At 60.1% G+C, this 21,633-nt stretch carries 24 protein-coding genes and 4 tRNA genes; 20 read left to right on the forward strand and 8 right to left on the reverse strand.

All coding sequences use genetic code 11. The features are described 5' to 3' along the window. The first annotated feature begins 26 nt into the window (after positions 1 to 26). Positions 27 to 917 (forward strand): ATP-binding protein, encoded by an 891-nt coding sequence (locus R3355_RS07805; RefSeq protein ID WP_318960747.1) that lies wholly within the window; start codon positions 27 to 29, stop codon positions 915 to 917. Further along, complete coding sequence (locus tag R3355_RS07810; protein WP_318960748.1) at positions 914 to 1,396, forward strand: GAF domain-containing protein; 483 nt, start codon at positions 914 to 916, stop codon at positions 1,394 to 1,396. Before R3355_RS07805 ends, R3355_RS07810 begins: the two co-directional genes overlap by 4 nt. Positions 1,397 to 1,438: 42 nt before the next feature. Here the strand turns inward: R3355_RS07810 and R3355_RS07815 are convergent, their stop codons facing one another. Together R3355_RS07815 and R3355_RS07820 are read right to left on the reverse strand one after the other, a co-directional pair. After that, the gene (locus R3355_RS07815) at positions 1,439 to 2,098 is read right to left on the reverse strand and encodes a glutathione S-transferase family protein (RefSeq protein WP_318960749.1); all 660 of its coding nucleotides are present in this window, start codon (positions 2,096 to 2,098) and stop codon (positions 1,439 to 1,441) included. Between the two features lie 44 nt (positions 2,099 to 2,142). Continuing rightward, complete coding sequence (locus R3355_RS07820) at positions 2,143 to 2,913, reverse strand: hypothetical protein (protein ID WP_318960750.1); 771 nt, start codon at positions 2,911 to 2,913, stop codon at positions 2,143 to 2,145. 222 nt (positions 2,914 to 3,135) lie between these two features. Here R3355_RS07820 and R3355_RS07825 point away from each other — a divergent pair. The 4 genes from R3355_RS07825 to R3355_RS07840 all read left to right on the forward strand — a co-directional run bounded on the left by R3355_RS07825 (position 3,136) and on the right by R3355_RS07840 (position 3,566). After that, positions 3,136 to 3,211: transfer RNA gene (locus R3355_RS07825), tRNA-Glu, on the forward strand. 27 nt (positions 3,212 to 3,238) lie between these two features. Next, positions 3,239 to 3,314, forward strand: a tRNA-Gly gene (locus R3355_RS07830). A 73-nt stretch (positions 3,315 to 3,387) separates the two neighbouring features. Continuing rightward, positions 3,388 to 3,463, forward strand: a tRNA-Glu gene (locus R3355_RS07835). Positions 3,464 to 3,490: 27 nt separating this feature from the next. Further along, positions 3,491 to 3,566, forward strand: a tRNA-Gly gene (locus R3355_RS07840). A gap of 108 nt (positions 3,567 to 3,674) precedes the next feature. Here R3355_RS07840 and R3355_RS07845 read toward each other — a convergent pair. Further along, a complete protein-coding gene (locus R3355_RS07845; RefSeq protein WP_318948645.1) occupies positions 3,675 to 4,085 on the reverse strand; it encodes a PA2817 family protein in 411 nt (136 codons plus the stop codon). Between the two features lie 152 nt (positions 4,086 to 4,237). Here R3355_RS07845 and R3355_RS07850 point away from each other — a divergent pair, with 152 nt between their 5' ends. After that, positions 4,238 to 4,885, forward strand: coding sequence for a YceH family protein (locus R3355_RS07850; RefSeq protein ID WP_318960751.1), 648 nt, complete (start codon positions 4,238 to 4,240; stop codon positions 4,883 to 4,885). A gap of 98 nt (positions 4,886 to 4,983) precedes the next feature. Here the strand turns inward: R3355_RS07850 and R3355_RS07855 are convergent, their stop codons facing one another. Beyond that, a complete protein-coding gene (locus tag R3355_RS07855) occupies positions 4,984 to 5,418 on the reverse strand; it encodes a phage infection protein (protein WP_318960752.1) in 435 nt (144 codons plus the stop codon). A gap of 444 nt (positions 5,419 to 5,862) precedes the next feature. On the opposite strand from R3355_RS07855, the gene R3355_RS07860 reads away from it, so the two are divergent. The 4 genes from R3355_RS07860 (at position 5,863) to R3355_RS07875 (ending at position 10,071) form a co-directional block, all read left to right on the forward strand. Further along, on the forward strand, positions 5,863 to 7,104 hold the full coding sequence (locus R3355_RS07860; RefSeq protein ID WP_318960879.1) for a glutamine synthetase family protein: 1,242 nt from the start codon (positions 5,863 to 5,865) through the stop codon (positions 7,102 to 7,104). 314 nt (positions 7,105 to 7,418) lie between these two features. After that, a complete protein-coding gene (locus R3355_RS07865) occupies positions 7,419 to 8,768 on the forward strand; it encodes an MFS transporter (protein WP_318960753.1) in 1,350 nt (449 codons plus the stop codon). Beyond that, positions 8,765 to 9,457, forward strand: coding sequence for a TIGR04283 family arsenosugar biosynthesis glycosyltransferase (locus tag R3355_RS07870; protein WP_318948649.1), 693 nt, complete (start codon positions 8,765 to 8,767; stop codon positions 9,455 to 9,457). The genes R3355_RS07865 and R3355_RS07870 overlap by 4 nt, the downstream gene beginning before the upstream one ends. Next, the gene (locus R3355_RS07875; RefSeq protein WP_318948650.1) at positions 9,454 to 10,071 is read left to right on the forward strand and encodes a TIGR04282 family arsenosugar biosynthesis glycosyltransferase; all 618 of its coding nucleotides are present in this window, start codon (positions 9,454 to 9,456) and stop codon (positions 10,069 to 10,071) included. The genes R3355_RS07870 and R3355_RS07875 overlap by 4 nt, the downstream gene beginning before the upstream one ends. Before the next feature lie 572 nt (positions 10,072 to 10,643). Here R3355_RS07875 and R3355_RS07880 read toward each other — a convergent pair. The 4 genes from R3355_RS07880 to flgA form a co-directional block, all read right to left on the reverse strand. After that, on the reverse strand, positions 10,644 to 11,393 hold the full coding sequence (locus R3355_RS07880) for a flagellar brake protein (protein ID WP_318960754.1): 750 nt from the start codon (positions 11,391 to 11,393) through the stop codon (positions 10,644 to 10,646). An 82-nt stretch (positions 11,394 to 11,475) separates the two neighbouring features. Further along, positions 11,476 to 11,943 carry a flagella synthesis protein FlgN gene (locus R3355_RS07885; protein ID WP_318960755.1) on the reverse strand — a complete coding sequence of 156 codons (468 nt, stop codon included), beginning with the start codon at positions 11,941 to 11,943 and terminating at the stop codon, positions 11,476 to 11,478. A gap of 75 nt (positions 11,944 to 12,018) precedes the next feature. Beyond that, positions 12,019 to 12,360, reverse strand: a complete 342-nt coding sequence (gene flgM / locus R3355_RS07890; RefSeq protein ID WP_318960756.1) for a flagellar biosynthesis anti-sigma factor FlgM — start codon at positions 12,358 to 12,360, stop codon at positions 12,019 to 12,021. Between the two features lie 168 nt (positions 12,361 to 12,528). Further along, positions 12,529 to 13,311: a flagellar basal body P-ring formation chaperone FlgA gene (gene flgA / locus R3355_RS07895; RefSeq protein WP_318960757.1), complete on the reverse strand. Its 783-nt coding sequence runs from the start codon at positions 13,309 to 13,311 to the stop codon at positions 12,529 to 12,531. A gap of 76 nt (positions 13,312 to 13,387) precedes the next feature. Here flgA and R3355_RS07900 point away from each other — a divergent pair, with 76 nt between their 5' ends. The 9 genes from R3355_RS07900 (at position 13,388) to flgH (ending at position 21,633) form a co-directional block, all read left to right on the forward strand. Beyond that, positions 13,388 to 14,323 carry a chemotaxis protein CheV gene (locus R3355_RS07900; protein ID WP_318948655.1) on the forward strand — a complete coding sequence of 312 codons (936 nt, stop codon included), beginning with the start codon at positions 13,388 to 13,390 and terminating at the stop codon, positions 14,321 to 14,323. 205 nt (positions 14,324 to 14,528) lie between these two features. Next, complete coding sequence (gene cheR / locus R3355_RS07905) at positions 14,529 to 15,356, forward strand: protein-glutamate O-methyltransferase CheR (RefSeq protein WP_318960758.1); 828 nt, start codon at positions 14,529 to 14,531, stop codon at positions 15,354 to 15,356. A 554-nt stretch (positions 15,357 to 15,910) separates the two neighbouring features. After that, complete coding sequence (gene flgB, locus R3355_RS07910) at positions 15,911 to 16,318, forward strand: flagellar basal body rod protein FlgB (RefSeq protein WP_318960759.1); 408 nt, start codon at positions 15,911 to 15,913, stop codon at positions 16,316 to 16,318. A gap of 14 nt (positions 16,319 to 16,332) precedes the next feature. Beyond that, positions 16,333 to 16,776, forward strand: coding sequence for a flagellar basal body rod protein FlgC (flgC, locus tag R3355_RS07915; RefSeq protein WP_318948659.1), 444 nt, complete (start codon positions 16,333 to 16,335; stop codon positions 16,774 to 16,776). A gap of 21 nt (positions 16,777 to 16,797) precedes the next feature. Next, complete coding sequence (flgD, locus tag R3355_RS07920; RefSeq protein ID WP_318960760.1) at positions 16,798 to 17,463, forward strand: flagellar hook assembly protein FlgD; 666 nt, start codon at positions 16,798 to 16,800, stop codon at positions 17,461 to 17,463. A gap of 44 nt (positions 17,464 to 17,507) precedes the next feature. Further along, on the forward strand, positions 17,508 to 18,911 hold the full coding sequence (gene flgE / locus R3355_RS07925; protein WP_318960761.1) for a flagellar hook protein FlgE: 1,404 nt from the start codon (positions 17,508 to 17,510) through the stop codon (positions 18,909 to 18,911). A 392-nt stretch (positions 18,912 to 19,303) separates the two neighbouring features. Next, positions 19,304 to 20,044: a flagellar basal body rod protein FlgF gene (locus tag R3355_RS07930; protein ID WP_318948662.1), complete on the forward strand. Its 741-nt coding sequence runs from the start codon at positions 19,304 to 19,306 to the stop codon at positions 20,042 to 20,044. A gap of 46 nt (positions 20,045 to 20,090) precedes the next feature. Beyond that, positions 20,091 to 20,876 carry a flagellar basal-body rod protein FlgG gene (flgG, locus tag R3355_RS07935; protein ID WP_079201391.1) on the forward strand — a complete coding sequence of 262 codons (786 nt, stop codon included), beginning with the start codon at positions 20,091 to 20,093 and terminating at the stop codon, positions 20,874 to 20,876. Positions 20,877 to 20,937: 61 nt separating this feature from the next. Continuing rightward, positions 20,938 to 21,633, forward strand: a complete 696-nt coding sequence (gene flgH / locus R3355_RS07940) for a flagellar basal body L-ring protein FlgH (protein ID WP_318948663.1) — start codon at positions 20,938 to 20,940, stop codon at positions 21,631 to 21,633.

Genomic DNA, 21,633 nt, shown 5'->3' on the forward strand with positions numbered 1-21,633 from the left:
CCAAGCAGTACACCAAGGAGCAAGTCGTGGACTCCCGTTTAAATGCTTTTTTACAGCGCGCCGAGAGCGTGCTTGCGCGACTCGAGCCGCTGTTGCCGGCCCAGCGTGGCGATATCGACTGGCAGCACAGCCTGGCCGCGCGCTGGCATCGTGAGGGGCGCAGTGGTTACTTGCAGCCGTTGAGCATCGACCTCGACCTGAATTTGAGTGATCTGATCGGTGTGGACACTCAGCGTGAGCAGCTGGCGCGCAATACCCGACAGTTCATTCAAGGCCTGCCGGCCAACCACGCTTTGCTCTGGGGCGCGCGGGGCACGGGAAAGTCATCGCTGGTGCGCGCGTTGCTGGCCGAACATGCCGTGGCTGGGCTGCGCTTGATCGAGATCGAGCGTGATCATCTGGCGGATCTGCCGCGCGTGGTCGAGCAACTGATCAGGCTGCCACAACGCTTTGTGCTGTTTTGCGACGACCTGTCCTTCGAGGCGGGTGAAGGTGATTACCGGGTGCTGAAAAGCGTGCTGGATGGCTCGCTGGAGCGCTCGCCGGACAATGTGCTGCTCTATGCCACATCCAATCGCCGCCATCTGTTGCCGGAGAAGCACAGCGACAACGAGGCCTCGCAGATGGTCGACGGCGAGCTGCATCCCAGCGAGGCAGTGGAGGATAAAATCGCCCTGTCTGACCGTTTCGGCCTGTGGTTGTCTTTCTATCCATTTACCCAGGATCACTTCCTCGATGTGGTGCGGCATTGGATCGAGGTGCAGGCGGCGCAGGCTGGCTTGAACTGGCAGTGGAGCGAGGCGCTGGAAAAAGCAGCGATTCGCTGGGCTCTGGGGCGCGGTAACCGCAATGGTCGCTGTGCCTATCAATTCGCCCGGCACTGGGTCGGGTTGCAACTCCTGGAGAGCCGATCATGATCGACCTTGCGCAAGCTGACGCTGAGTCCGATGGCTATTCGTTGCTGGCCGCGCAACTGCAGGCATTGTTGGCCGATGAGCGGGATTTCGTTGCCAACGCTGCGCAGTTCTGCGCTCTGCTGTTCCAGGAGCTGGCCGAGCTCAATTGGGCTGGTTTCTACCTGATGCGGGGCGATGAGCTGGTGCTGGGGCCATTCCAGGGGCGGGTAGCCTGTGTGCGGATACCTCTGGGGCGTGGGGTGTGTGGGGTGGCTGCAGCCACGCGGCAAACGCAGCGAGTGGAGGATGTGCACGGCTTTGCCGGGCATATCGCTTGCGACAGCGCCTCACGCAGCGAGCTGGTGGTGCCGCTGATAAAGGCAGGGAGGCTGATCGGCGTGCTGGATCTGGACAGTCCGCAACTGGTCCGTTTTACTGCGGCGGACCAGGCCGGGATCGAGCGGCTGGTCGAGATTTTCTTGCGGCTCAGCGATTGTTGACACTGCGGCAGGCGAATTGGGCTTGGCGGCGTTACGTCTGGATCAGGCCTTGGCGGCCATCTTGGCCAGCACCTTCTGCTCGCTGGGCAATAGTGCTTGCACCGAAGGGCGCGCGTTCACGCGCCGATAGAGTGCGGCCAGGTTCGGCCAGCGCTGGGCATCCAGTTGTTCGCCGCCGTGTTCCATATTGATCATCTGGCAGGCAAATGCCAGGTCGGCCAGGGTCAGGCTGTCACCGACGAAGTACTCGGCGGTGCCCAGGGTCTGCTCCAGGTAGTCGAAGTGCGCCGGCAGCTTTTCCGTCAGCGTGCTCTGCACTGCGGCCTCATCGCAGGGCTGGCCCATGGACGGCTTCAGGGCGCGGTTGCGGAATACGCTGAAAGTGCACAGTGGCGCCAACTCGTAGTCGCTGTATTTCTCCAACCAGCGTACACGGGCGCGCTGCTCGGCATTGCGGCCCAGCAGGGGGTGCTCGGGGTAGTTATCTTCGAGGTACTGGCAGATCACGCTGGAGTCGGCCAGGCTGAAATCGCCATCCTTCAGTGCCGGGATACGGCCCAGTGGGCTTAGATCGCGAAACCAGGCGGGCTGGCCGAAGGGCAGAATGTTTTCCAGGCTGTACTCTAGGTCTTTTTCCGCCAGGAACAGGCGTACTTTGCGTACAAAAGGCGAAAGCGGCGCGCCATAGACAGTCAGGCTCATCGAGTGTCCTTGTCAGCGTGGCTAAGTAAGGGGGGCGGTTGGGCTCAGTCGTAAATATTCTTCTTCTTCCAGTCTTCATCGCCTTCCAGGGTTTTCAGGCCTGCGGTCAGCTCGCTGGAATCGTCGGCTGCCGGTTTGCCCATGTCCACCACCATGGCATTGGCACGCGCGAGTTGGCCTTCGAATTTTTGCAGTGGCACTTGGTAGCGTGCGGTATCGGCCTGCTTGCGCAGGAACTGCACGCCGCGCTCGAACGCCAGGCGCGCCTGCCCTGGCTGGCTTTGTTGCAGCGCTAACTGGCCAAGGTTGCTGAACAGTTCGATATGCAACTGTACGAGCATGTGGCGAACTTCATTGACCCAGTGCTTGGCTTCATTGGGAGGCAGGATGCCATCCTGGGCACAGCGGGTGATTTGTCCGTGCAGGTTTTCCAGTTGAAAGCGAACTTCTTTGGCTTTGACTTCGCTGACGATCTGCTGCGGGGGATTCTGTACCGGGATCGCCTCGCCCTGAGCAATCAACTGGCGCAGTGCTTCGAGCTGCGCTTTGCTGTCGGCATCGCTGGGCTGCAATTGCACCAGGCGCTGGGTGAAGTGCATCTGCAGGCGGCTGAGCATGAGTTTCAGCTGGGGCGTCATCAGCTGTCCAGGCAAGGACTCGGACACATTGGCACAACGGCGGATACGATCATTGAGCTCGGTCCTGATGCGGGCCTTTTCCAGCTTGTTGTTTTCGACCATATGATTGACGTAGGCAATGGCAATCAATAGGGCGATGCCGCCGACAATCAGCAGGGTTATTACCAGTGGGGACATCGGTGCCGCCTCGCGAATGCTGGTTTGCGTCGGAGTGTAGTGCCTTAGCCGCGCTGCTGATAGAGCAGCCTTATAATCTGGATTGAAGTCATTGATTTTAAAAAAAAATTATAGAGAGGTTGACGACTCTGCGCAGGATCCATAGAATGCGCGCCACTTCCAGCGCAATGCATTATTGCAGTGAGCAGGAAACCGGAAAGTGTATTGCAGGTTCCGGGTTGCGTCCCCTTCGTCTAGTGGCCTAGGACACCGCCCTTTCACGGCGGTAACAGGGGTTCGAGTCCCCTAGGGGACGCCATTATCGTTGTAGATGTCTGTTGTATATGCGGGAATAGCTCAGTTGGTAGAGCACGACCTTGCCAAGGTCGGGGTCGCGAGTTCGAGTCTCGTTTCCCGCTCCAGATTTTCCGGCAGCACTTGTAGAGCGCTGTCTGGTTCAGTCGGCCATTCGTCGGCTGATGCAGTAAGTTCCAGGTCCCCTTCGTCTAGTGGCCTAGGACACCGCCCTTTCACGGCGGTAACAGGGGTTCGAGTCCCCTAGGGGACGCCATTTTTGTTGTAGATGTCTGTTGTATATGCGGGAATAGCTCAGTTGGTAGAGCACGACCTTGCCAAGGTCGGGGTCGCGAGTTCGAGTCTCGTTTCCCGCTCCAGATAAACGAAAACGCCGCTCGCTGAGCGGCGTTTTCGTGTCTGCGTCATTTGTTCGGAGAGCAAGCCCGTCGGTGATACCGTGCGGGCTTTTTGTATTCAGCGACCGGTCAGTGCTTGCTGCCTTGCGCGGGCAGGGCCAGCAGCTGTTTTTCCTGGTTCCAGTCGAAGGGTTCGTCGTTTTCCAGGGCTTCGAAGCGGCGTTCTTCCAGCGTCTGGTACATTTCGATTTCTTCGTCGGGCATGAAGTGCAGGCAGTCGCCGCCGAAGAACCACAGCAGGTCGCGCGGGACCAGGTGGGCAATTTGCGGGTAGCGCTGAAATATCTGGCTGATCAGCTCCTGGCCCAGGTAGAGGCTGGCTTCCGGGTCGTTTGGCAGGTCGGCCAGCAGTTCGTCATAGCGCTCCAGATACATGGCGTGGCTGTCGTCGAGAATCTGCTCGGCTTCGCCCAGGGCGACCAGGATGCTGCGCAAGTGGGCGAGCAGGGCGAGGTGGTGGTCGAGGTGGGCGTTGGCCATGACAAAAATCCTGTAGGTAAAACGGGCGCGCCAGTATAAGGCTCCGCGCGGCCACTGTCCCTGGCCTTGAGCGACTACTGTGGCTGTTGACCATGTCAACCCGACGCCAGTCGAGCTAGGCTAGAGACACGTCCGAGCCATAGAGAACTGTCATGACCAGCGAAACCACAAGTCCGCCCATCGATGTGCCGTTGACGGCCGCCGAGGCTCGAATTCTCGGCTGCCTGATTGAGAAGCAGGCAACTACTCCAGAGGTTTATCCGCTAACCCTGAATGCCTTGCTCCTGGCCTGCAACCAGAAAACCAGCCGTGAGCCCTTGATGAATCTAAACGCTGGTCAGGTTGGTCAGGGTTTGCGCAGTCTGGAGGGGCGAGGCCTGGCCCGTCTGGTGATGGGGAGTCGCGCCGATCGTTGGGAGCATCGCGCGGACAAGGCGCTGGAGTTGGTGGCGGCCCAGGTCGTATTGATCGGCTTGTTGCTGTTGCGTGGGCCGCAAACGGTCAATGAGTTGCTGGCGCGCAGCAGTCGCATGTACGCGTTCGAGGATGCCGAGCAGCTGCAGCACAATCTGGAGCGCTTGATCACCCGTGGATTGCTCTGCCAGTTGCCGCGTCAGGCCGGGCAGCGTGAGGATCGTTATATGCACCTGCTGGGCGATCCGGCCGACCTCCAGGCCATCATGGAGGCGCGTGTGAGCCACGTCGAGCGTCCGGCCGGCAGCGCACGCGATGAGAGTCGCCTGGATGCGCTGGAAGCACGGGTGGCCGAATTGGAAGAGCGCCTGGCGCGCCTGGAGTAGGGCAGTCGAGGAGAGTAGAGCCAGCAAAGGCGCCGGATGGGGCGCCTTTTTTTTTGCGTGTGCGGGTTGAGGTGCTCAGCCCGTTCAGCAGGCGGGTATCAGCCTATGCGGTTGACGCCGGTGCGGTCGGCGCCGTCTTCGGCAAGGCGGTTGGCGCCGGTGCGGTCGGCACCGTCTTCGGCAAGGCGGTTGTTGCCGGTGCGGTCGGCGCCGTCTTCGGCGAGGCGGTTGTTGCCGGTGCGGTCGGCGCCGTCTTCGGCGAGGCGGTTGATGCCGGTGCGGTCGGCGCCGTCTTCGGCGAGGCGGTTGATGCCGGTGCGGTCGGCGCCATCTTCGGCCATGCGGTTGACGCCGGTGCGGTCAGCGCCGTCTTCGGCAATGCGGTTGGCTCCGGTGCGGTCGGCGCCGTCTTCGGCCAGGGTGCTGCTGGCATTAACACCGCCGGACTGGGGTTGCGGAGCGCTTTGTGGCAGGGCAAAGGCGCTAACGGACAAGCTGGCCAGGATCAGGCTGGCAAGAATTTGCTTTTTCATCTTCAGGCTCCTCGTGGGGGCGGTAAGTGGCTACGGGGCCCATATTACTGATGAAAAATAGATGAAGAAGTGCAGCTCAGGCATGGTGATAATCGATGCTGTCGATAGTAGGTCTTGACCCTTTTATTTAGGCTGTTTCAGCGGATTTAACAGGTTGTTTCTAGGGGGGGGTTCAGGCTATTTGTTCTCGATTGATATTATCTAAATATTAGATGTTTCTATCTGCAGACTACTTTCAAGTAACAACGGGTCGCTAGCCTGCTTGAAATTGTGCACGGCCGATGCGTATTTTGTACGCATCGCTGTTTGATTACGGCCTTTGCGCAACAAGGACAGGAATAGATGAACACCGCTAACCGCAGTGCACTGGAAGAACTTTTGCGCGGCGTTGATGAAATCGAGTGCGTGACCCCGGATCTCAACGGCGTGCCGCGCGGCAAGGTGATGACCGCCGAGGGCTTCCGCGAAGGCCGGCGCTTGCAACTTGCTCGTGGCGTGCTGCTGCAATGCATCATGGGCGGTTACCCTGCGCCACGCTTCTACGGCAGCGACGACGGCGATCTGGCGCTGAATGCCGAGCCGACCCAGATCCACCGTCTGCCCTGGAGCGATACGCCGCGTGCGCTGGCGATCTGCGACGCGGATGAGCTGGATGGCCGTGGCTCGGGACTGTCCACCCGCGCTTTGCTCAAGCGGGTGGTGGCGAACTATGCCGCCCACGGTTGGCAGCCGGTGGTGGCGACCGAATTGGAGTTCTTCGTGTTTGCGCCGAACCCGGACCCGCAGCAAGCCTTTCAGCCGCCAGCAGGTCTGGACGGTCGGCGCGAGGAGGGTGGCAGTGCCTTCAGTATCAGCTCGAATAACGGTCTGCGGCCGTTTTTCGCCGAAGTTTATCGGTGCATGGCCGCGTTAGGCTTGCCGCGCGATACCTTTATGCACGAGATGGGCGTCAGTCAGTTCGAGATCAATCTGCTGCATGGTGATCCCGTGCAGCTGGCAGACCAGACCTTCCTGTTCAAGCACCTGCTCAAGGAGGTCGCCCTCAAGCACGGGCTGACAGTGGTGTGCATGGCCAAGCCGCTGGCACATACCCCCGGCAGTTCCATGCACATCCACCAGAGCGTGGTCGAGCAGGGCAGCGGGCGAAACATCTTCAGTGCCGCGGATGGCCAGGCGACGCCGGCCTTCTATCACTTTATCGCCGGCCAGCAAGCGGCGCTGGCGGATTTCACCCTGCTGTTCGCCCCGCACGTGAACTCCTACCAGCGGCTCTGTCATCCCTTTGCCTCGCCGAACAATGCGTGCTGGTCGGAAGACAATCGCGCCGCGGGTCTGCGTATTCCGGCCAGCGCGCCGGTGGCACGGCGAGTGGAAAACCGCCTGCCGGGTGCCGATGCCAACCCCTATCTGGCATTGGCGGCCAGTCTCGCTGCCGGACTCTATGGTCTCGAGCAGCAGTTGCAGCCAAGTGCGCCGATACAGGGTGAATTCGAGGTGCCGGATAAATTGACGCTACCCTGTACCATGCATGCCGCCATCGAGCGTCTGAAAAACAGTCGATTGGCAGTAGAACTGTTCGGCAAGGAATTCGTCGAAGGCTACATCGCCAGCAAGACCCTGGAGTTGAGCAGCTATTTCGACGAGATCACGCCTTGGGAGCGCCGCATTCTAGCTGTACCGGCCTGAGCGCTCGCCTGCTGCGGCCGCTGTTGATGTCGCGCACACTTGGAGGCGGCCTCGCTACGTCGTTCGATGTTTACACCCTCTCTAACTGCTGGTGGGTTGTCGGGCTGCACTTGCGCACGCTCAGGCTACGCGTCCCGCTCCCAGCCTATGGCAGTCCCGATTGATACGGGCCAGGTGCACGCTTGCGTGCATTACGCTCCAGCTTTACCCCTGTGCCCTATGCTTCACCCATTTATTCAGTTGTTGCGGCCATCTTGGTCGCGCCGTTCGTATGGAGCGGTTCAGTCGTCAATCAAGGAGTCATTCGCAGAGTCATGCGCCTTATTCTGAAGTCTTTCAGTTCACTGTATTTCGCCACCCTGCTGATGTTTCTGGGGTCGGGTTTGTTGAGTACCTACCTGGCACTGCGTCTGGCGGACACGGTGGATGGGTTGTGGGTGGGCGCCCTGATGGCGGCCAACTATCTCGGCCTGGTGCTGGGTGGCAAGCTGGGGCACCGGTTGATCGGTCGAGTCGGGCACATCCGTGCCTATGTGGCCTGTGCCGGGGTGGTGACCGCGGCGGTGCTCGGTCATGGTCTGAGCGACTGGCTGTCGGTCTGGCTGGTGTTGCGCCTGGTGGTGGGCGTGGCCTCGATGTGCCAGTTCATGGTGATCGAGAGCTGGCTCAACGAGCAGGCGGAAACCAGCCAGCGCGGCCAGGTGTTCTCCGGTTATATGGCCGCCTCTTACCTGGGGTTGATCCTCGGTCAGTTGGCGTTGGTGACGCATCCGGCCCTGGGTCTCGAGTTGCTGATGCTGGTGGCGTTGTCTTTTGCCTTGTGCCTGGTGCCGGTGGCCTTGACTCACCGGCTGCACCCGGCGCCCATGCATCCGGCGCCGCTGGAGCTGCGCTTCTTTATCAAGCGGGTGCCGCTGTCGCTGATCACCATTGCCGTGGCTGGTCTGCTGGTCGGCGCATTCTACGGTTTGGCGCCGCTGTATGCGGCACGTATGGGCTTGTCGACCGAGCAGGTCGGTTTGTTCATGGGCAGCTGCATCCTCGCCGGCCTAGTGGTGCAGTGGCCGCTCGGCTGGTTGTCGGATCGTTACGACCGGGCCAAGTTGATCCGTAGCTGTGCGGGATTGTTGATCCTGGCAGCGCTGCCACTGGCGTTGATGCCCCAGGCGGGTTTGTGGGTAGTGCTCGGCGTGGGGTTCATCGTCGGCTTGTTGCAGTTCAGTCTCTATCCGCTGGCCGTAGCCTTCGCCAATGACCACGTCGAGGGCGAGCGGCGGGTATCGCTGACGGCGATGCTGCTGGTCACCTTCGGTATCGGTGCCAGTATCGGCCCGCTGCTGGCCGGTGTGCTGATGCGCTTTCTGGGCGCCAACATGCTCTATGTTTTCTTCTGCGCTTCGGCCTTGATCCTGGTCTGGCGGGTGCGCCCGGCCAACATTACCCACCTGCACCAGGTCGATGACGCCCCGCTGCACCATATCCCGATGCCAAGCAACATGAGCAGTTCACCCCTGGTTGCCGCCCTCGACCCGCGGGTCGACGAACAGGTGGTGCAGGATCAGATGCTCGATGGCAATTCGGCAGAGGTGAGCGACGATGATCCGGTTGATCCGGTTGATCCGGTTGACCCGGTTGACCCGGTTGAGCAGGGTCCGCGGCCGTGACGCCGCTGCTTAGCGTGATTATTCCGGCGCGCAATGAGGCCGCCGCCCTACCTTTGCTGCTGGCAGATCTGGCGCCGCTGCGCGCGGCTGGAGCGCAGCTGATTGTGGTGGATGGCGGCAGCAGTGATGTGACCTGTGCGTTGGCCGCGGGGCAGGCCGACCAGGTGCTCGAGACGCCGGCCGGCCGCGCCCTGCAAATGAATGCCGGCGCCGCGGTCGCGGAGGCTGACTATCTGTGGTTCGTGCATGCCGATACCCGGGTCAGTGCCGCGGCCATCCGGCAGTTGCTTGCCGTGTTGGCTGAGCGACCAATCTGGGGACGCTTCGATGTACGTTTGTCGGGCGGTGGCCCGGCTCTATGTTTGATCGGTACGATGATCAATCTACGCTCGCGGTTGACCGGTGTGGCGACGGGTGACCAGGGAATCTTCGTCGCCCGTGAATCGTTCGAGGCGCTGGGTGGTTTCGCGGACATCCCGTTGATGGAAGACATCGAACTCAGTGGGCGCTTGAAGAAGTGGGCGCGTCCGCGTTGCTTGCGTCCTCCGTTGTCGACTTCAAGCAGACGCTGGGAGCACGATGGTATTTGGCGTACCGTGTTATTTATGTGGCGCTTGCGGCTGGCCTACTATTGTGGCGCCAGCCCGGATCAGTTGGCGCGGCAGTATCATCGAGGGCCACCGCTATGAAGCTGTCTATTTCTTTGCACATGCTGGCGCGTGCACCTGTGCCGGGGCGGGTGAAAACCCGGCTGATTCCGGTTCTGGGTGAGGAGGGCGCGTGCGACCTGCAGCGCGTGTTGCTCGAGCGGGCCTTGCAGCTGCCGGCGCAAGGGTTCAGTCAGCGGTTTTTGTGGCTGGACGATAGCCCGGATACGCAGCTGCAGGCTCTCGCCGATCAGTTGAACTGGACGCTGGTTGAGCAGCCCGCCGGCGACCTGGGTGAGCGCATGCGGCGCATAGCCGCCTTGGGGCTGGCGGAAAGCGATGCCGTGGTGTTGATCGGCAACGATTGCCCGGCGCTGGATGGCGAATACCTCAGTGGTGCCTGCGAGGCATTGCACGGACAGCCAGTAGTACTGGGACCGGCCGAGGACGGTGGCTATGTCCTGCTCGGCTTGCGCTGCGTCGACCCCAGGCTGTTTCATGACATGCCCTGGGGGACCGACCAGGTCTTGAGCATGACCTGCGAGCGCCTGCAGCAGTTGGATTGGCAGCATCAGCTCTTGCCGGCGCTGTGGGATGTCGATCGTCCGGAAGACCTGCCGCGCCTGGCTGCGCTGGGTATTCGGGTCGAGGTCTGACCTGTCTTCCTCGGCTGACTGGTCTTGGTGCCCCCCCGACTGGGTCGGTCGTGATGTCAGCAGGCACCGCGTATTCCCGGATTACGCTGGCGCTCATCCAGTAGGAGCTTGCCCGAGAATACGGATTTCTGTAGATCGATTGCCGTTCTCGGGCAGCCTCCTGGTGTCGCACCAGCACTCAAGTGTCGTATGCAGGCAGTATGTCGGGCAGGTGGCGTAGGGTGGCAGCAGGCTTGCCGAGCGCCACGTACCCTGAAACAGCGCCCACAACGTTCGAATTTGACCGATATTGCATCGCTGGCGAGACACTGGTGGCAGGGGCTTCAGCCTCGATCAAGGGCGCTACGCACCAGCGCTGCTAAAGCGCCCCACGGTCAATCTGTAGTGCTCCAGTTTGGCGGACAGCCTCCTAGGAGGCTGTCCGAGAATAGCGATCGTAGCGAGGGAAGGCCGGTTTGAGGCAGTTTTTGCGCTCTTTTGAGGCGAATAGTCGCTCTATTTAACGAAAAATAGCGCGAAAAATGACCAATCCGGATTTTCCGCAGTAGGTCAGTCTGTTCTCGGACAGTCTCCTAGAACAAGCCGTCGCTGTCGAAGCGACGTGCCTCGCGCTGCAGTTGGTAGACGAAGCGCTCGACCTGGCGTTGCTCCAGGCCGTTCATGCGGTGGAAGCGTACGCCGGCAAAGGTCGTGTCGAGTTTCTCTTCATACTGCACATGGCGCAGTTCCACGGCAGTGGTCATCACGCCGAAGGGCAGTTGAGCGGTAAAACTCTCGTAAACCTGGCCAGAATGCAGGCTGCTGGCAACATTGCCCGGCAAGCGCAGCTTGCAGCCCGTGGCGGAAATATCCAGCAGTTGTCCCGGTATGGAGCTGCGCAACTTGGCGCCGGCCAGTTCGATCTTGACCTGATCTGTTTGCTTGAGCTGAGCCCTGAACGCATTGCGGCGCTGGTGGTAATGCACCTCTTCAGGCATCGGGGTGAAGTAACAGCGTGCCCCCTGGTGCTGGTCTATCTGTACCGGCTGCAGGCACTCCCAGGCCACGCGCACACCTTCATGGAAGGCTTCGATGCGAAAAGGTTCGCCACTCTGCAGAAAGCGCTCGGCATCGTTGGGGATCATCTCGTCGAGAATCAGGCGATTCTTGTCGCGATCGACTTCGATCAGGTAACTCTGAAAATGTTGGCTGCGTTCGTGGAAGGTGATAACCAGCGGATCATGGTGCTGTTGCAGTTGGCGCAGATTGGCCACGATTTCCACGGGGGCTTTGAGGACCTTCGGTGGTTGCGGGCCATCATCCTCGATAAAGGGGTTGGACACGGTCCAGAACTCTCCAGGCAGATACGATGGCACTAGGGGCAGGCATTATGACAGCATTTTCCCTGTGCCTTGTTATAAGTGTTCAGGCCTGACTGAGCGGGCGCTGCTGGCCGATTCTAGCGGTACTGCCGCGGCTATCATAGAGGTTGGGGGTTTCTCCGCCGCGGAGAATGCCGAGCATGCTGCTGGTCGATGCCTGGCTGGAACGAATCAAGCGGCCGTTACGTAGATTCGCCGCTTGGCAGCGCTCGAGCAGCCTGTGCAGTTGGTCGCCGCGCTCGAGCAGTGCCGTGCCTTGGCTGGAGCGCTCAGCAAGGGCTTGCAGGCCTGCGCGGTCGGCGCTCAGTTGCAGGCCGAGCAGCAGTTGGCTGCGTGCCCGGCCGTGTTGGTCGAGTTGCGCCAGGAGCGGTTGCTTCTTTTCCAGAATGCTTTGCAAGCGCACCAGATCGCGCTCGCCGAGGGCCTGGAATTCGTCATCAATCAGCGCGAGCAGTTGCTCGGCGCTGCCGATATCGTCGTTGAAAAGCTCAAGCAGGGTAATGTCGTGCATCGCAGGCTCTCAGATGTTAGCGGCCGTAGCAGCGCTACTGCACTGTAAGGCTAACACCCCGGCGCTGCCCTGGGACTAGCGCTGGGATTCGAAGTCGAGCAGTTTGCTGGCAACGCGCTGGCTGTCGACTTGGTAACTGCCGTCAAGGATCGCTTGTTTGAGCTGGGCAACCCGCTCTTTATTGACGCTCGGCTGTTCAGCCAGTTTTTCGCTGATTTTTTGCAGCTGTTGCGCTTCGCGACTGAACTGCACCGACTCCCCGCTCTTGTTGGTGTCTGCCTGCTGGGGTGGAGTCGCTGACGGGTTGGTCGACTTTTCGCTGATGGCTTCAGTCCTGCCACCAGACTGAGCGCCGCCCGCACGCCCTGAGTTAGCAGGGGTGGTGGCATTGTTTAGCCGGTTGAAGTCGATAACCATGATGCAAAACCTCGAACAGTATTTGGACGCTTGCCTAGGTTCTCGGCAGTGTCTGCAGAAACTTTAGAAAAATAAAGTGTGTTTCAGGTAACAGTTTAAACACAGTGCGGCCAATCGTCAGCCAGCCTGTTTGACGAGCGTCTGCCCGGGGCCGTGCGGAAATCGTGCCTACATGGCCACTTCAACCTGACCTGGCCCTATTACCCGCGCTTTGACGATCCGTTTCGAGCGCTGGTTGCGCACGCTGATCTGTTTGCCGATGGCCCCGTCCGACAGGGCTTCGCCCGGCATGCGCACGCTCATGCCGCCGCTGTGTGCGCTGATCACCACCTGATCACCTTTGCGGATGACCTCGGCCTGTTCGACATGCCCCGGCGCCACTACCTGATCCGGTTGCAGTGGGCGTGTCAGTTTTTTGCCGACCGCCTGCTTGAGGCTGGTCAGATAACCTTGACCAAGCAGGCCGACATCGCGTTCCAACAAGCTTACGTCCATGTCTGTCAGTACGACCTCGCGCTTGAGCGGGCGGATGGCGGTGACCACTTCACGGTACAGCCTGACCTGCCCGGGAACGAAAACCGTCCAGGGTGAGCTACCATCACAGCGCACCCGCATGGTGACTCGGCCAATTGGCTGGGCTGGGCTTTCCAGGGTAACCGTCAACTCCTTGTCGCACGCCGGAAGGCGCAAGCGTGGGTCGAGACGGTTGATCTCAATCTCATGTCGCCCTTGAATTTCGCTGCGCTGCAGGTAGTCGGCTACCGTCAGCTCAAGAAAACTGTGGGTAGTGCCGATAAGCTGTTCAGGCAAGGTTGCCGCGGCAACTGCCACGGAGCTGTAGCCGAGCGCGAGCAAAGCAGGTAAAACTGCCAGCCAGTAGCGGCCTTTTGCCGTCAGGTATCGATACCTGCGCCGATAAAAGTGTCGAAAAGTTGTCGTTTCTGCGTTCATGCAAAGTTAGTAGCAAGGCGCGTGCCGCCTGCTACGCTAGGCACAATGTGCGCGACTCAAACAGAGGGGTTTGAGCATGGCCGGTGTAATGGATTCGGTTAACCAGCGCACACAGTTGGTTGGGCAGAATCGTTTGGAACTGCTGCTGTTCCGTCTTGATGGCGGGCAGCTTTATGGCATCAACGTATTCAAGGTGAAGGAGGTGCTGCAATGCCCCAAACTCACCATCATGCCCAGATCCAGCCCGGTCGTGAGGGGGGTCGCGAGCATTCGCGGGGGCACTATTCCCATCCTCGATCTGTCGATGGCGACCGGGCGGCCGCCGTTGCAGGATCTGCAGAACAGCTTCGTCATCATTACCGAATACAACACCAAGGTTCAGGGCTTTCTGGTGCATTCGGTCGAGCGCATCGTCAACATGAACTGGGAGGAGATCCATCCACCACCCAAGGGCGCGGGGCGTGATCACTACCTGACCGCCGTGACCCGTCTGGACAAGGAGTTGGTGGAAATCCTCGATGTGGAGAAAATTCTTGCCGAAGTGGCGCCGACGTCCGAGGTGATTTCTGAAGGTGTGGTAAATGCCGAAACCCAGAGCAAGGCGCTGAGCAAACATGTGTTGATCGTCGATGACTCATCGGTGGCGCGCAAGCAGGTGATTCGCTGCCTGCAAACCGTGGGGGTCGAGGTCACGGCGCTGAACGATGGTCGGCAAGCCCTGGATTACCTGCGCAACATGGCGGACGAGGGCAGGCATCCAGGCCAGGAGTTGCTGATGTTGATTTCCGACATCGAGATGCCGGAAATGGACGGTTATACCCTGACCGCAGAGATCCGCAGCGATGCGCGCATGCAGAAGTTGCACATCCTCCTGCATACTTCGCTTTCCGGGGTGTTCAATCAGGCCATGGTGAAGAAGGTCGGCGCCGATGACTTTCTCCCCAAGTTTCGTCCCGATGATCTGGCATCGCGGGTGGTTGCACGTATCAATGAGGTCGATCAAACCTCGTAGCGCACGGCGGGCGCCGTCGTTGCGTCGTGCAGCAATATTCGAAGGCTATGGCGCTCACCGCGCCTGGTCTATTTAGCGGGCACGAATGTGTTGTTGAGTCTGTTTTTACGCCGCATCGCCGAATGCAGCAGTTTTTGCCTCGGCCTGATGATGGGGCGCAGGGTGCATCTTTCAGTGCAACACTTTGATTGGCGAGGCCTGGCTAGTGTCTTCAGGTAATTTGGATTTTGAACAGTTCCGGACTTTCCTGGAAAAGGCCTGTGGCATTTTGCTGGGTAGCAATAAGCAGTACCTGGTATCCAGTCGACTGAACAAGCTGCAGGAGCAGCACGGGATCAAGACCCTGGGGGAATTGGTGCAGCGCATGCAAAGCCAGCCGCGCAGCGGTTTGCGCGAGCTGGTGGTGGATGCCATGACCACCAATGAAACCCTGTGGTTTCGTGACACCTATCCCTTCGAAGTGCTGAAGAACCGGGTCTTGCCCGAGTTGATCAAGGCCAATCCGGGACAGCGTCTGCGCATCTGGTCGGCGGCCTGTTCTTCCGGGCAGGAGCCGTATTCCCTGTCGATGAGCATCGATGAGTTCGAGAAAACCAATATCGGCCAGCTCAAGGCGGGGGTGCAGATCATCGCCACTGATCTTTCGCCGTCGATGTTGGCCAATTGCAAATCCGGTGAGTACGACAGCCTGGCTATGGGGCGGGGCCTGTCGCAAGAGCGTTTGCAACGCTATTTCGACCCGAAAGCGCCGGGACGTTGGGTGGTCAAACCGGCGATCAAGAGTCGCGTCGAATTTCGTCCGCTGAACCTGATGGACAGTTATGCCAGCCTGGGCAAGTTCGACATCGTGTTTTGCCGCAACGTATTGATCTATTTTTCCGCCGAGATGAAGAAAGACATCCTCACGCGCATTCATGCCATGTTGAAACCGGGTGGCTACCTGTTTCTGGGCGCATCGGAGGCGCTCAACGGCCTGCCGGAGCGTTATCAGATGGTGCAATGCAGCCCGGGGATCATCTACAAGGTCAAGTGAGCCGGTTGCACAGGATTGCGCTAACAGGGTTGCACTATATAAAGAAGCGGGAGGCCAGTGGCCTCCCGTTTTTGTTGGCTATGTCCCCATACTCTGTTGCGCTCAGGCATCGGCGCCCAGCTGTAGGGGGCTGGCTTCGTAGGGTGCGCCGCGCGCACCAACACCGGTGCCGCCACAGACGCCTGGTGCGCACAGCGCACCCTACTGGTTGCGGCCGCTGCAAGCAGTGTCATGCTTCCCCGGGCGCCCCATGCAACACGTAATGGGTACATGGCCTTTTTGTTGGTGCCTGTGCTGAGCCACCCTTTGCAGGAGCTGGGCGTCCCCCCCGCTCCTGCAGACGCGCGGTCAAATTTGAGAGCTGGGGGCGGCAAAGCGCCGGGTCCGTTGCCGCTTTGTTTGCCAATGGGCGGAAAAGCCTTGCCGCTTGGTCGTTGTTGTAGTGCTTGAAACTAGTCAAGTTGTTGAAAAATAACAATTTAAATAAATGGCACGACCTTTGCTAAATATCTTGTACGGAAAACAGGCAAGCCCAACGGCAAAGGTTCCTGACCATGAGCATCAGCTTCGACAGTGCACTCGGCATCCATGAAAAGGCACTCGGCTTTCGCGCCCAGCGTGCCGAGGTGTTGGCCAACAACATAGCCAACGCCGATACGCCCAACTACAAGGCGCGCGATCTGGATTTCGCTTCGGTGCTGGCCGAGCAAAGCGCCAAGAACCAGCAGGGTTCGGCTGGCCTGGCCCGCACCAACAGCCGGCATATCGCCGCCGAGGGCATGTCCACGGGCAGTGCCAGCCTGGCTTACCGCATCCCCTCGCATCCGTCGATAGATCAGAACACCGTTGACGTGCAGGTCGAGCAGACTACCTATGCGGAAAATGCGGTGAATTTCCAAGCCAGCTTTACCTTCCTCAACAGCAAATTCAAAGGGCTGGTCAGCGCCCTGCGCGGCGAATAAAGGAGCCTGAAGCCATGTCACTTGCCAGTGTTTTCAATATCGCCGGAACCGGCATGAGTGCCCAGAGCACTCGTCTGAATACCATTTCCAGCAACATAGCCAATGCCGAGACGGTGTCGTCGAGCGTCGATCAGACCTATCGCGCGCGCCATCCGGTATTCGCCACCGTGTTCCAGCAGTCCATGGGCGATGGCGGTGGTTCGCTGTTCGCCGAGCAGGATCAGGCCGGCAGCGGCGTGCAGGTGCTGGGTATCGTCGAGGATCAGAGCAATCTGGTGCCGCGCTACGAACCGAACCATCCGGCGGCCGATGAAGGCGGCTATGTGTATTACCCCAACGTCAATGTGGTCGAGGAAATGGCCGACATGATCTCTGCCAGTCGGGCGTTCCAGACTAACGTCGAGATGATGAACACGGCCAAACAAATGTTGCAGCGCGTACTGACCCTGGGTCAGTAAGCCGCACGAAGGGGATACGGCATGAGCACGGTAAATGGCGTCAGTTCGGCGCTCGATCAATACCAGATCAAGAGCGACACCACGGCCAACAAAGAATTGGGCAAGAACGAATTTCTCAACTTGCTGGTGGCGCAACTGAATAACCAGAACCCCCTGGAGCCGCAGAGCAATGGCGAGTTCATTGCCCAGCTGGCGCAGTTCAGTCAGGTCGAAGGCATCGAGAAGCTCAATACCAGCATGGGTTCGCTGCTGTCCGGCTATCAGTCCTCCCAGGCGCTGCAGGCCTCATCCCTGGTCGGGCGCAAGGTGATCATCCCGACCGACAAGGCGCTGGTGGATACCAGCGAGAGTTTCAAGGCCAGCCTGGTGCTGCCGACCAGCAGCAGCAACGTCTACGTCAATGTCTACGACAGCGCCGGGACGGCGGTGAGTCGGATCAACATGGGCGAGCAGGCCGCCGGCAATGTCAGCTTTATCTGGGACGGTAAAGACGCCAGCGGCAATTTGTTGCCGCCCGGCACCTACAAGTTCGAGGCGCAGGCCACCTACGAAGGCAAGACCGAGGCGCTTTACACCATGCTCCCGGCCAACGTCGACAGTGTGGTGCTGGGCGGTAGCGAGTTGATGCTCAACCTGGCGGGGCTTGGCAGTGTGCCGCTGTCCCAGGTACAGGTCATCGGTCAGTAATTTCAGGGTGTTAATCGCCGGGCATACCGGCAAAGGAGACTTCCATGGCGTTCAATATCGGTCTTAGCGGCCTGCGCGCGGCGACCAGCGATCTCAACGTGACCGGCAACAACATCGCCAACGCCGGAACGGCCGGCTTCAAGCAGTCGCGTGCGGAGTTTTCCGATGTCTATGCGGCCTCGGTGAACGGTTCCGGCAAGAACGCGCAGGGTAGCGGTGTGCTGCTGAGCAACGTGTCGCAGCTGTTCAATCAGGGCAATGTCAACTACACGCAAAACTCCCTGGATCTGGCGATCAACGGCAACGGTTTTTTTCAGACCAGCAACAACGGCGAGGTCAGCTACACCCGTGCCGGCTATTTCGGTACCGACCGCGATGGCTTCATGGTCAATAACTTCGGCTACAAGCTGCAGGGCTATGCCGTCGATGGCAACGGCAACCTGCAGAATGGCGTGATCAGTGATCTGCGCATTGAAACTGCGAGCCAGGCGCCGCGGTCAACCACGACACTGGATCAGACGTTCAATCTGAACTCGACCAATACGGTGCCGACATCCTGGCAGGGCGCTTATGACGCGTCGATTGCCGGTGCGGTCGATCCGCTGAATCCGACCGCCGCGGAAGTCACCGCCGCCGAAGCGGCAGGCAACGCCACCTTCAATCCGGCCGATCCGACCACCTACAACTCCTCCACCTCGACCAACGTCTACGACACCCAGGGCAATGCCCATGTGCTCAGTCAGTACTTCGTCAAGACCGGTGCCAACGAGTGGCAGATGAATGTATTGGTCGATGGGCGCAATCCGGCGGATCCGACATCCACCGCGCCATACTCGATGTCGGTTGGTTTTACCCCCAGTGGCCAGTTGGATACCGCCAGCCTGACCTCCAGCGCGGCTTTCACCGTTGATGCCACCGGGCGTTTTACCTTGAATAATTGGGTGCCTGCCGCCTCGGATGGCGGGGAGCCGCCGGTGTGGTCGAACAATGGCGCGAATGCCAACCCGACGGGCATTCTGGTCGATATGCGCAGCTCCACCCAGTTCTCCAGCTCCTTTGCGGTCAACAGCGTCAGCCAGGACGGCTACACCACCGGTCAGTTGGCGGGTCTGGAAATCGACGATACCGGAGTGATTTTCGCCCGCTACACCAACGGTCAATCCAATGTGCAGGGGCAGGTGATTCTGGCCAGCTTCGCCAACGTGCAGGGCCTGACTCCGGTGGGTAAGACCGCCTGGGTGCAGTCGTTCGCCTCCGGCGAGCCGGTGGTCGGTACGCCGCGCAGCGGCACCCTGGGCGCCCTGCAATCCGGCGCCCTGGAGGACTCCAACGTCGAGCTGTCCGATCAGCTGGTCAACCTGATCGTCGCCCAGCGCAACTACCAGGCCAACGCCAAGACCATCGAGACCGAAAGCTCGATTACCCAGACCATCATCAACCTGCGCTGATAAGGCGCGGCGCCTGAGCATCACCGATCAATAGGTAATGTAGCTCGCCCCGGCGTAATCCGGGGCGCGGTTGCACAGGCGCTGGAGTGTTCGGGTTTTATCCAGATCGTCGTGATGGGTATCGCTGAGCGCAGCGATACCCATCGGCGTTCGACCGCCATTCAATCCGCCCGATTGGCGCAGCGGCGGCAACTCCAGACGGCAGGCAATGGCTTTGCCGTAGGCGGCAATAACTCGCCGACTTTGTCTCGAAAGGCTCCTTATGGGGCCTTTTCTTCATTTAAAAAATAATATTTTTCAACGATTTATGATTATTGCTCGAGGGTGGCACGCCGCTTGCTCTATTACTTCACATAGAGCGGCGGGCGTCACGCCCACCTCGGAGGATAACCATGGACAAGATGCTGTACGTCTCCATGACTGGAGCCCACAACAACAGCCTGGCGCAGAGTGCCCACGCCAATAACCTGGCGAACATCTCGACCAACGGCTTTCGCCGCGACTTCGAGCAGGCGCGCTCAATGCAGGTCTTCGGCGACACGCTGCCGGCGCGGGTCTATGCCATGACCGAGCGTCCGGGTACCGACTTCACCCCCGGTTCGATGCAGGAAACCGGTCGCGACCTTGATGTGGCGATTGGCGGGCGCGGTTGGCTGGCGGTGCAGGCAGCCGACGGCAGCGAGGCTTATGTGCGCACCGCCAGCCTGAATATTGACGCCCTTGGGGTGTTGCGTACCGGCAACGGTTTGCCGGTGATGGGCAATGGTGGGCCGATTGCCGTGCCGCCGGAGCAGAAGATCGAGATCGGCCAGGACGGCACCATCAGTATTCGCGCTCTGGGCGAAGGTCCTAGCGTGCTGGCCGAGGTCGACCGGCTGAAGCTGGTCAATCCCGATCTGAAGCAGATGGAGAAGGGCACTGACGGTCTGATCCGCTTCAAGGGCGTGGGGCCGGTGCAGGCCGATGCCACCGTACAGGTGACCTCCGGCTTTCTCGAGTCGAGCAACGTCAACGCGGTGGAGGAGATGACCGCGATCCTCTCTCTGTCTCGCCAGTTCGAACTGCAAGTGAAGATGATGCGCACCGCCGAAGACAATGCGGCCGCTGTGGCGCGGGTTTTGCAAATTAGCTAATTACCAGCACGCAGCGCCTTGAAAATGGCGCTCGAGGAGAATCTATATGCTTCCGGCACTGTGGGTCAGCAAGACCGGTCTGTCCGCCCAGGACATGAACCTGACCACCATTTCCAACAACCTGGCCAACGTTTCGACCACCGGTTTCAAGCGTGACCGGGCCGAGTTCGAGGATCTGCTGTACCAGATCCGCCGCCAGCCCGGCGGCCAGTCCAGCCAGGACAGCCAGCTGCCGTCCGGTTTGCAGCTGGGTACCGGTGTACGGGTGGTCGGCACGCAGAAGATCTTCACCGCCGGCAGCCTGCAGACCACCGAGCAACCCCTGGACATGGCGGTCAACGGCCGTGGTTTCTTCCAGGTGCTGATGCCCGATGGCACGGTGTCCTATACCCGTGATGGCAGCTTTCACCTCAATTCGGACGGCCAGGTCGTCACCTCCAACGGTTATGCCCTGGAGCCGGCGATCGTCCTGCCCAACGAAGTGCGCACTTTCACCGTTGGCGAAGACGGTACGGTTTCGGTGACCACCGACGGCAGTCCGCAGCCGCAGATCGTCGGCAATTTGCAGACCGCCGACTTCATCAATCCGGCGGGTCTGGAAGCGATCGGCAACAACCTGTTCCTGGAAACCGCCGCCAGCGGTGCGCCGCAGGTCGGCACCCCGGGCCTCAACGGCCTGGGCACCACCCTGCAGAACACCCTGGAAAACTCCAACGTCAGCGTGGTCGAGGAGCTGGTGAACATGATCACCACCCAGCGCGCCTACGAGATGAACTCGAAAGTCATCTCCACCGCCGACCAGATGCTGGCCTTCGTTTCGCAGAATCTTTAATCGCTGAGGGCGGGCATTTGCCCGGCCCTGGCTTGAAATAAAACGCCGTGAGGTAGTGGATATGAACCGGCTGGTAATAGTGCTCTCGATGCTGGGTCTTGTTGTCCTGAGTGGCTGCGTCGCGCCGCCGGCGAAGCCCAACGACCCCTATTACGCGCCGGTACTGCCGCGCACGCCGTTGCCGGCGGAGCAGAACAACGGCTCGATTTATCAGGCCGGCTTCGAGAACAACCTGTTCGACGACCGCAAGGCCTACCGCGTCGGCGACATCATCACCATCACCCTCAACGAGCGTACCCAGGCCAGCAAGAATGCCGGCTCGCAGATCCAGAAGGACAGCAGCGCCGATATCGGCCTGACTTCGCTGTTCGGCGGCGCGGTATCGGCAGCCAACCCGTTTTCCGACAACAAACTGTCGCTGGGCGCCGAGTACAGCTCCAGCCGCGATACCAAGGGCGATAGCAAGGCGGCCCAAGGCAACAGCTTGAGCGGTTCGATCACCGTGACCGTGGCCGAGGTATTGCCCAACGGCATTCTGTCGATCCGCGGCGAGAAGTGGATGACCCTCAATACCGGCGATGAACTGGTGCGGATTGCCGGCCTGGTGCGCGCCGACGATATCGCTACGGACAACACCGTCGCCTCGACCCGCATCGCCGATGCGCGCATCACCTACTCGGGCACCGGCGCCTTCGCCGATGCCAGTCAGCCGGGTTGGCTCGATCGTTTCTTCATCAGCCCGCTGTGGCCGTTTTGA

It is taken from the genome of Pseudomonas sp., assembly GCF_033723075.1.
Classification (GTDB): Bacteria; Pseudomonadota; Gammaproteobacteria; order Pseudomonadales; family Pseudomonadaceae; genus Aquipseudomonas.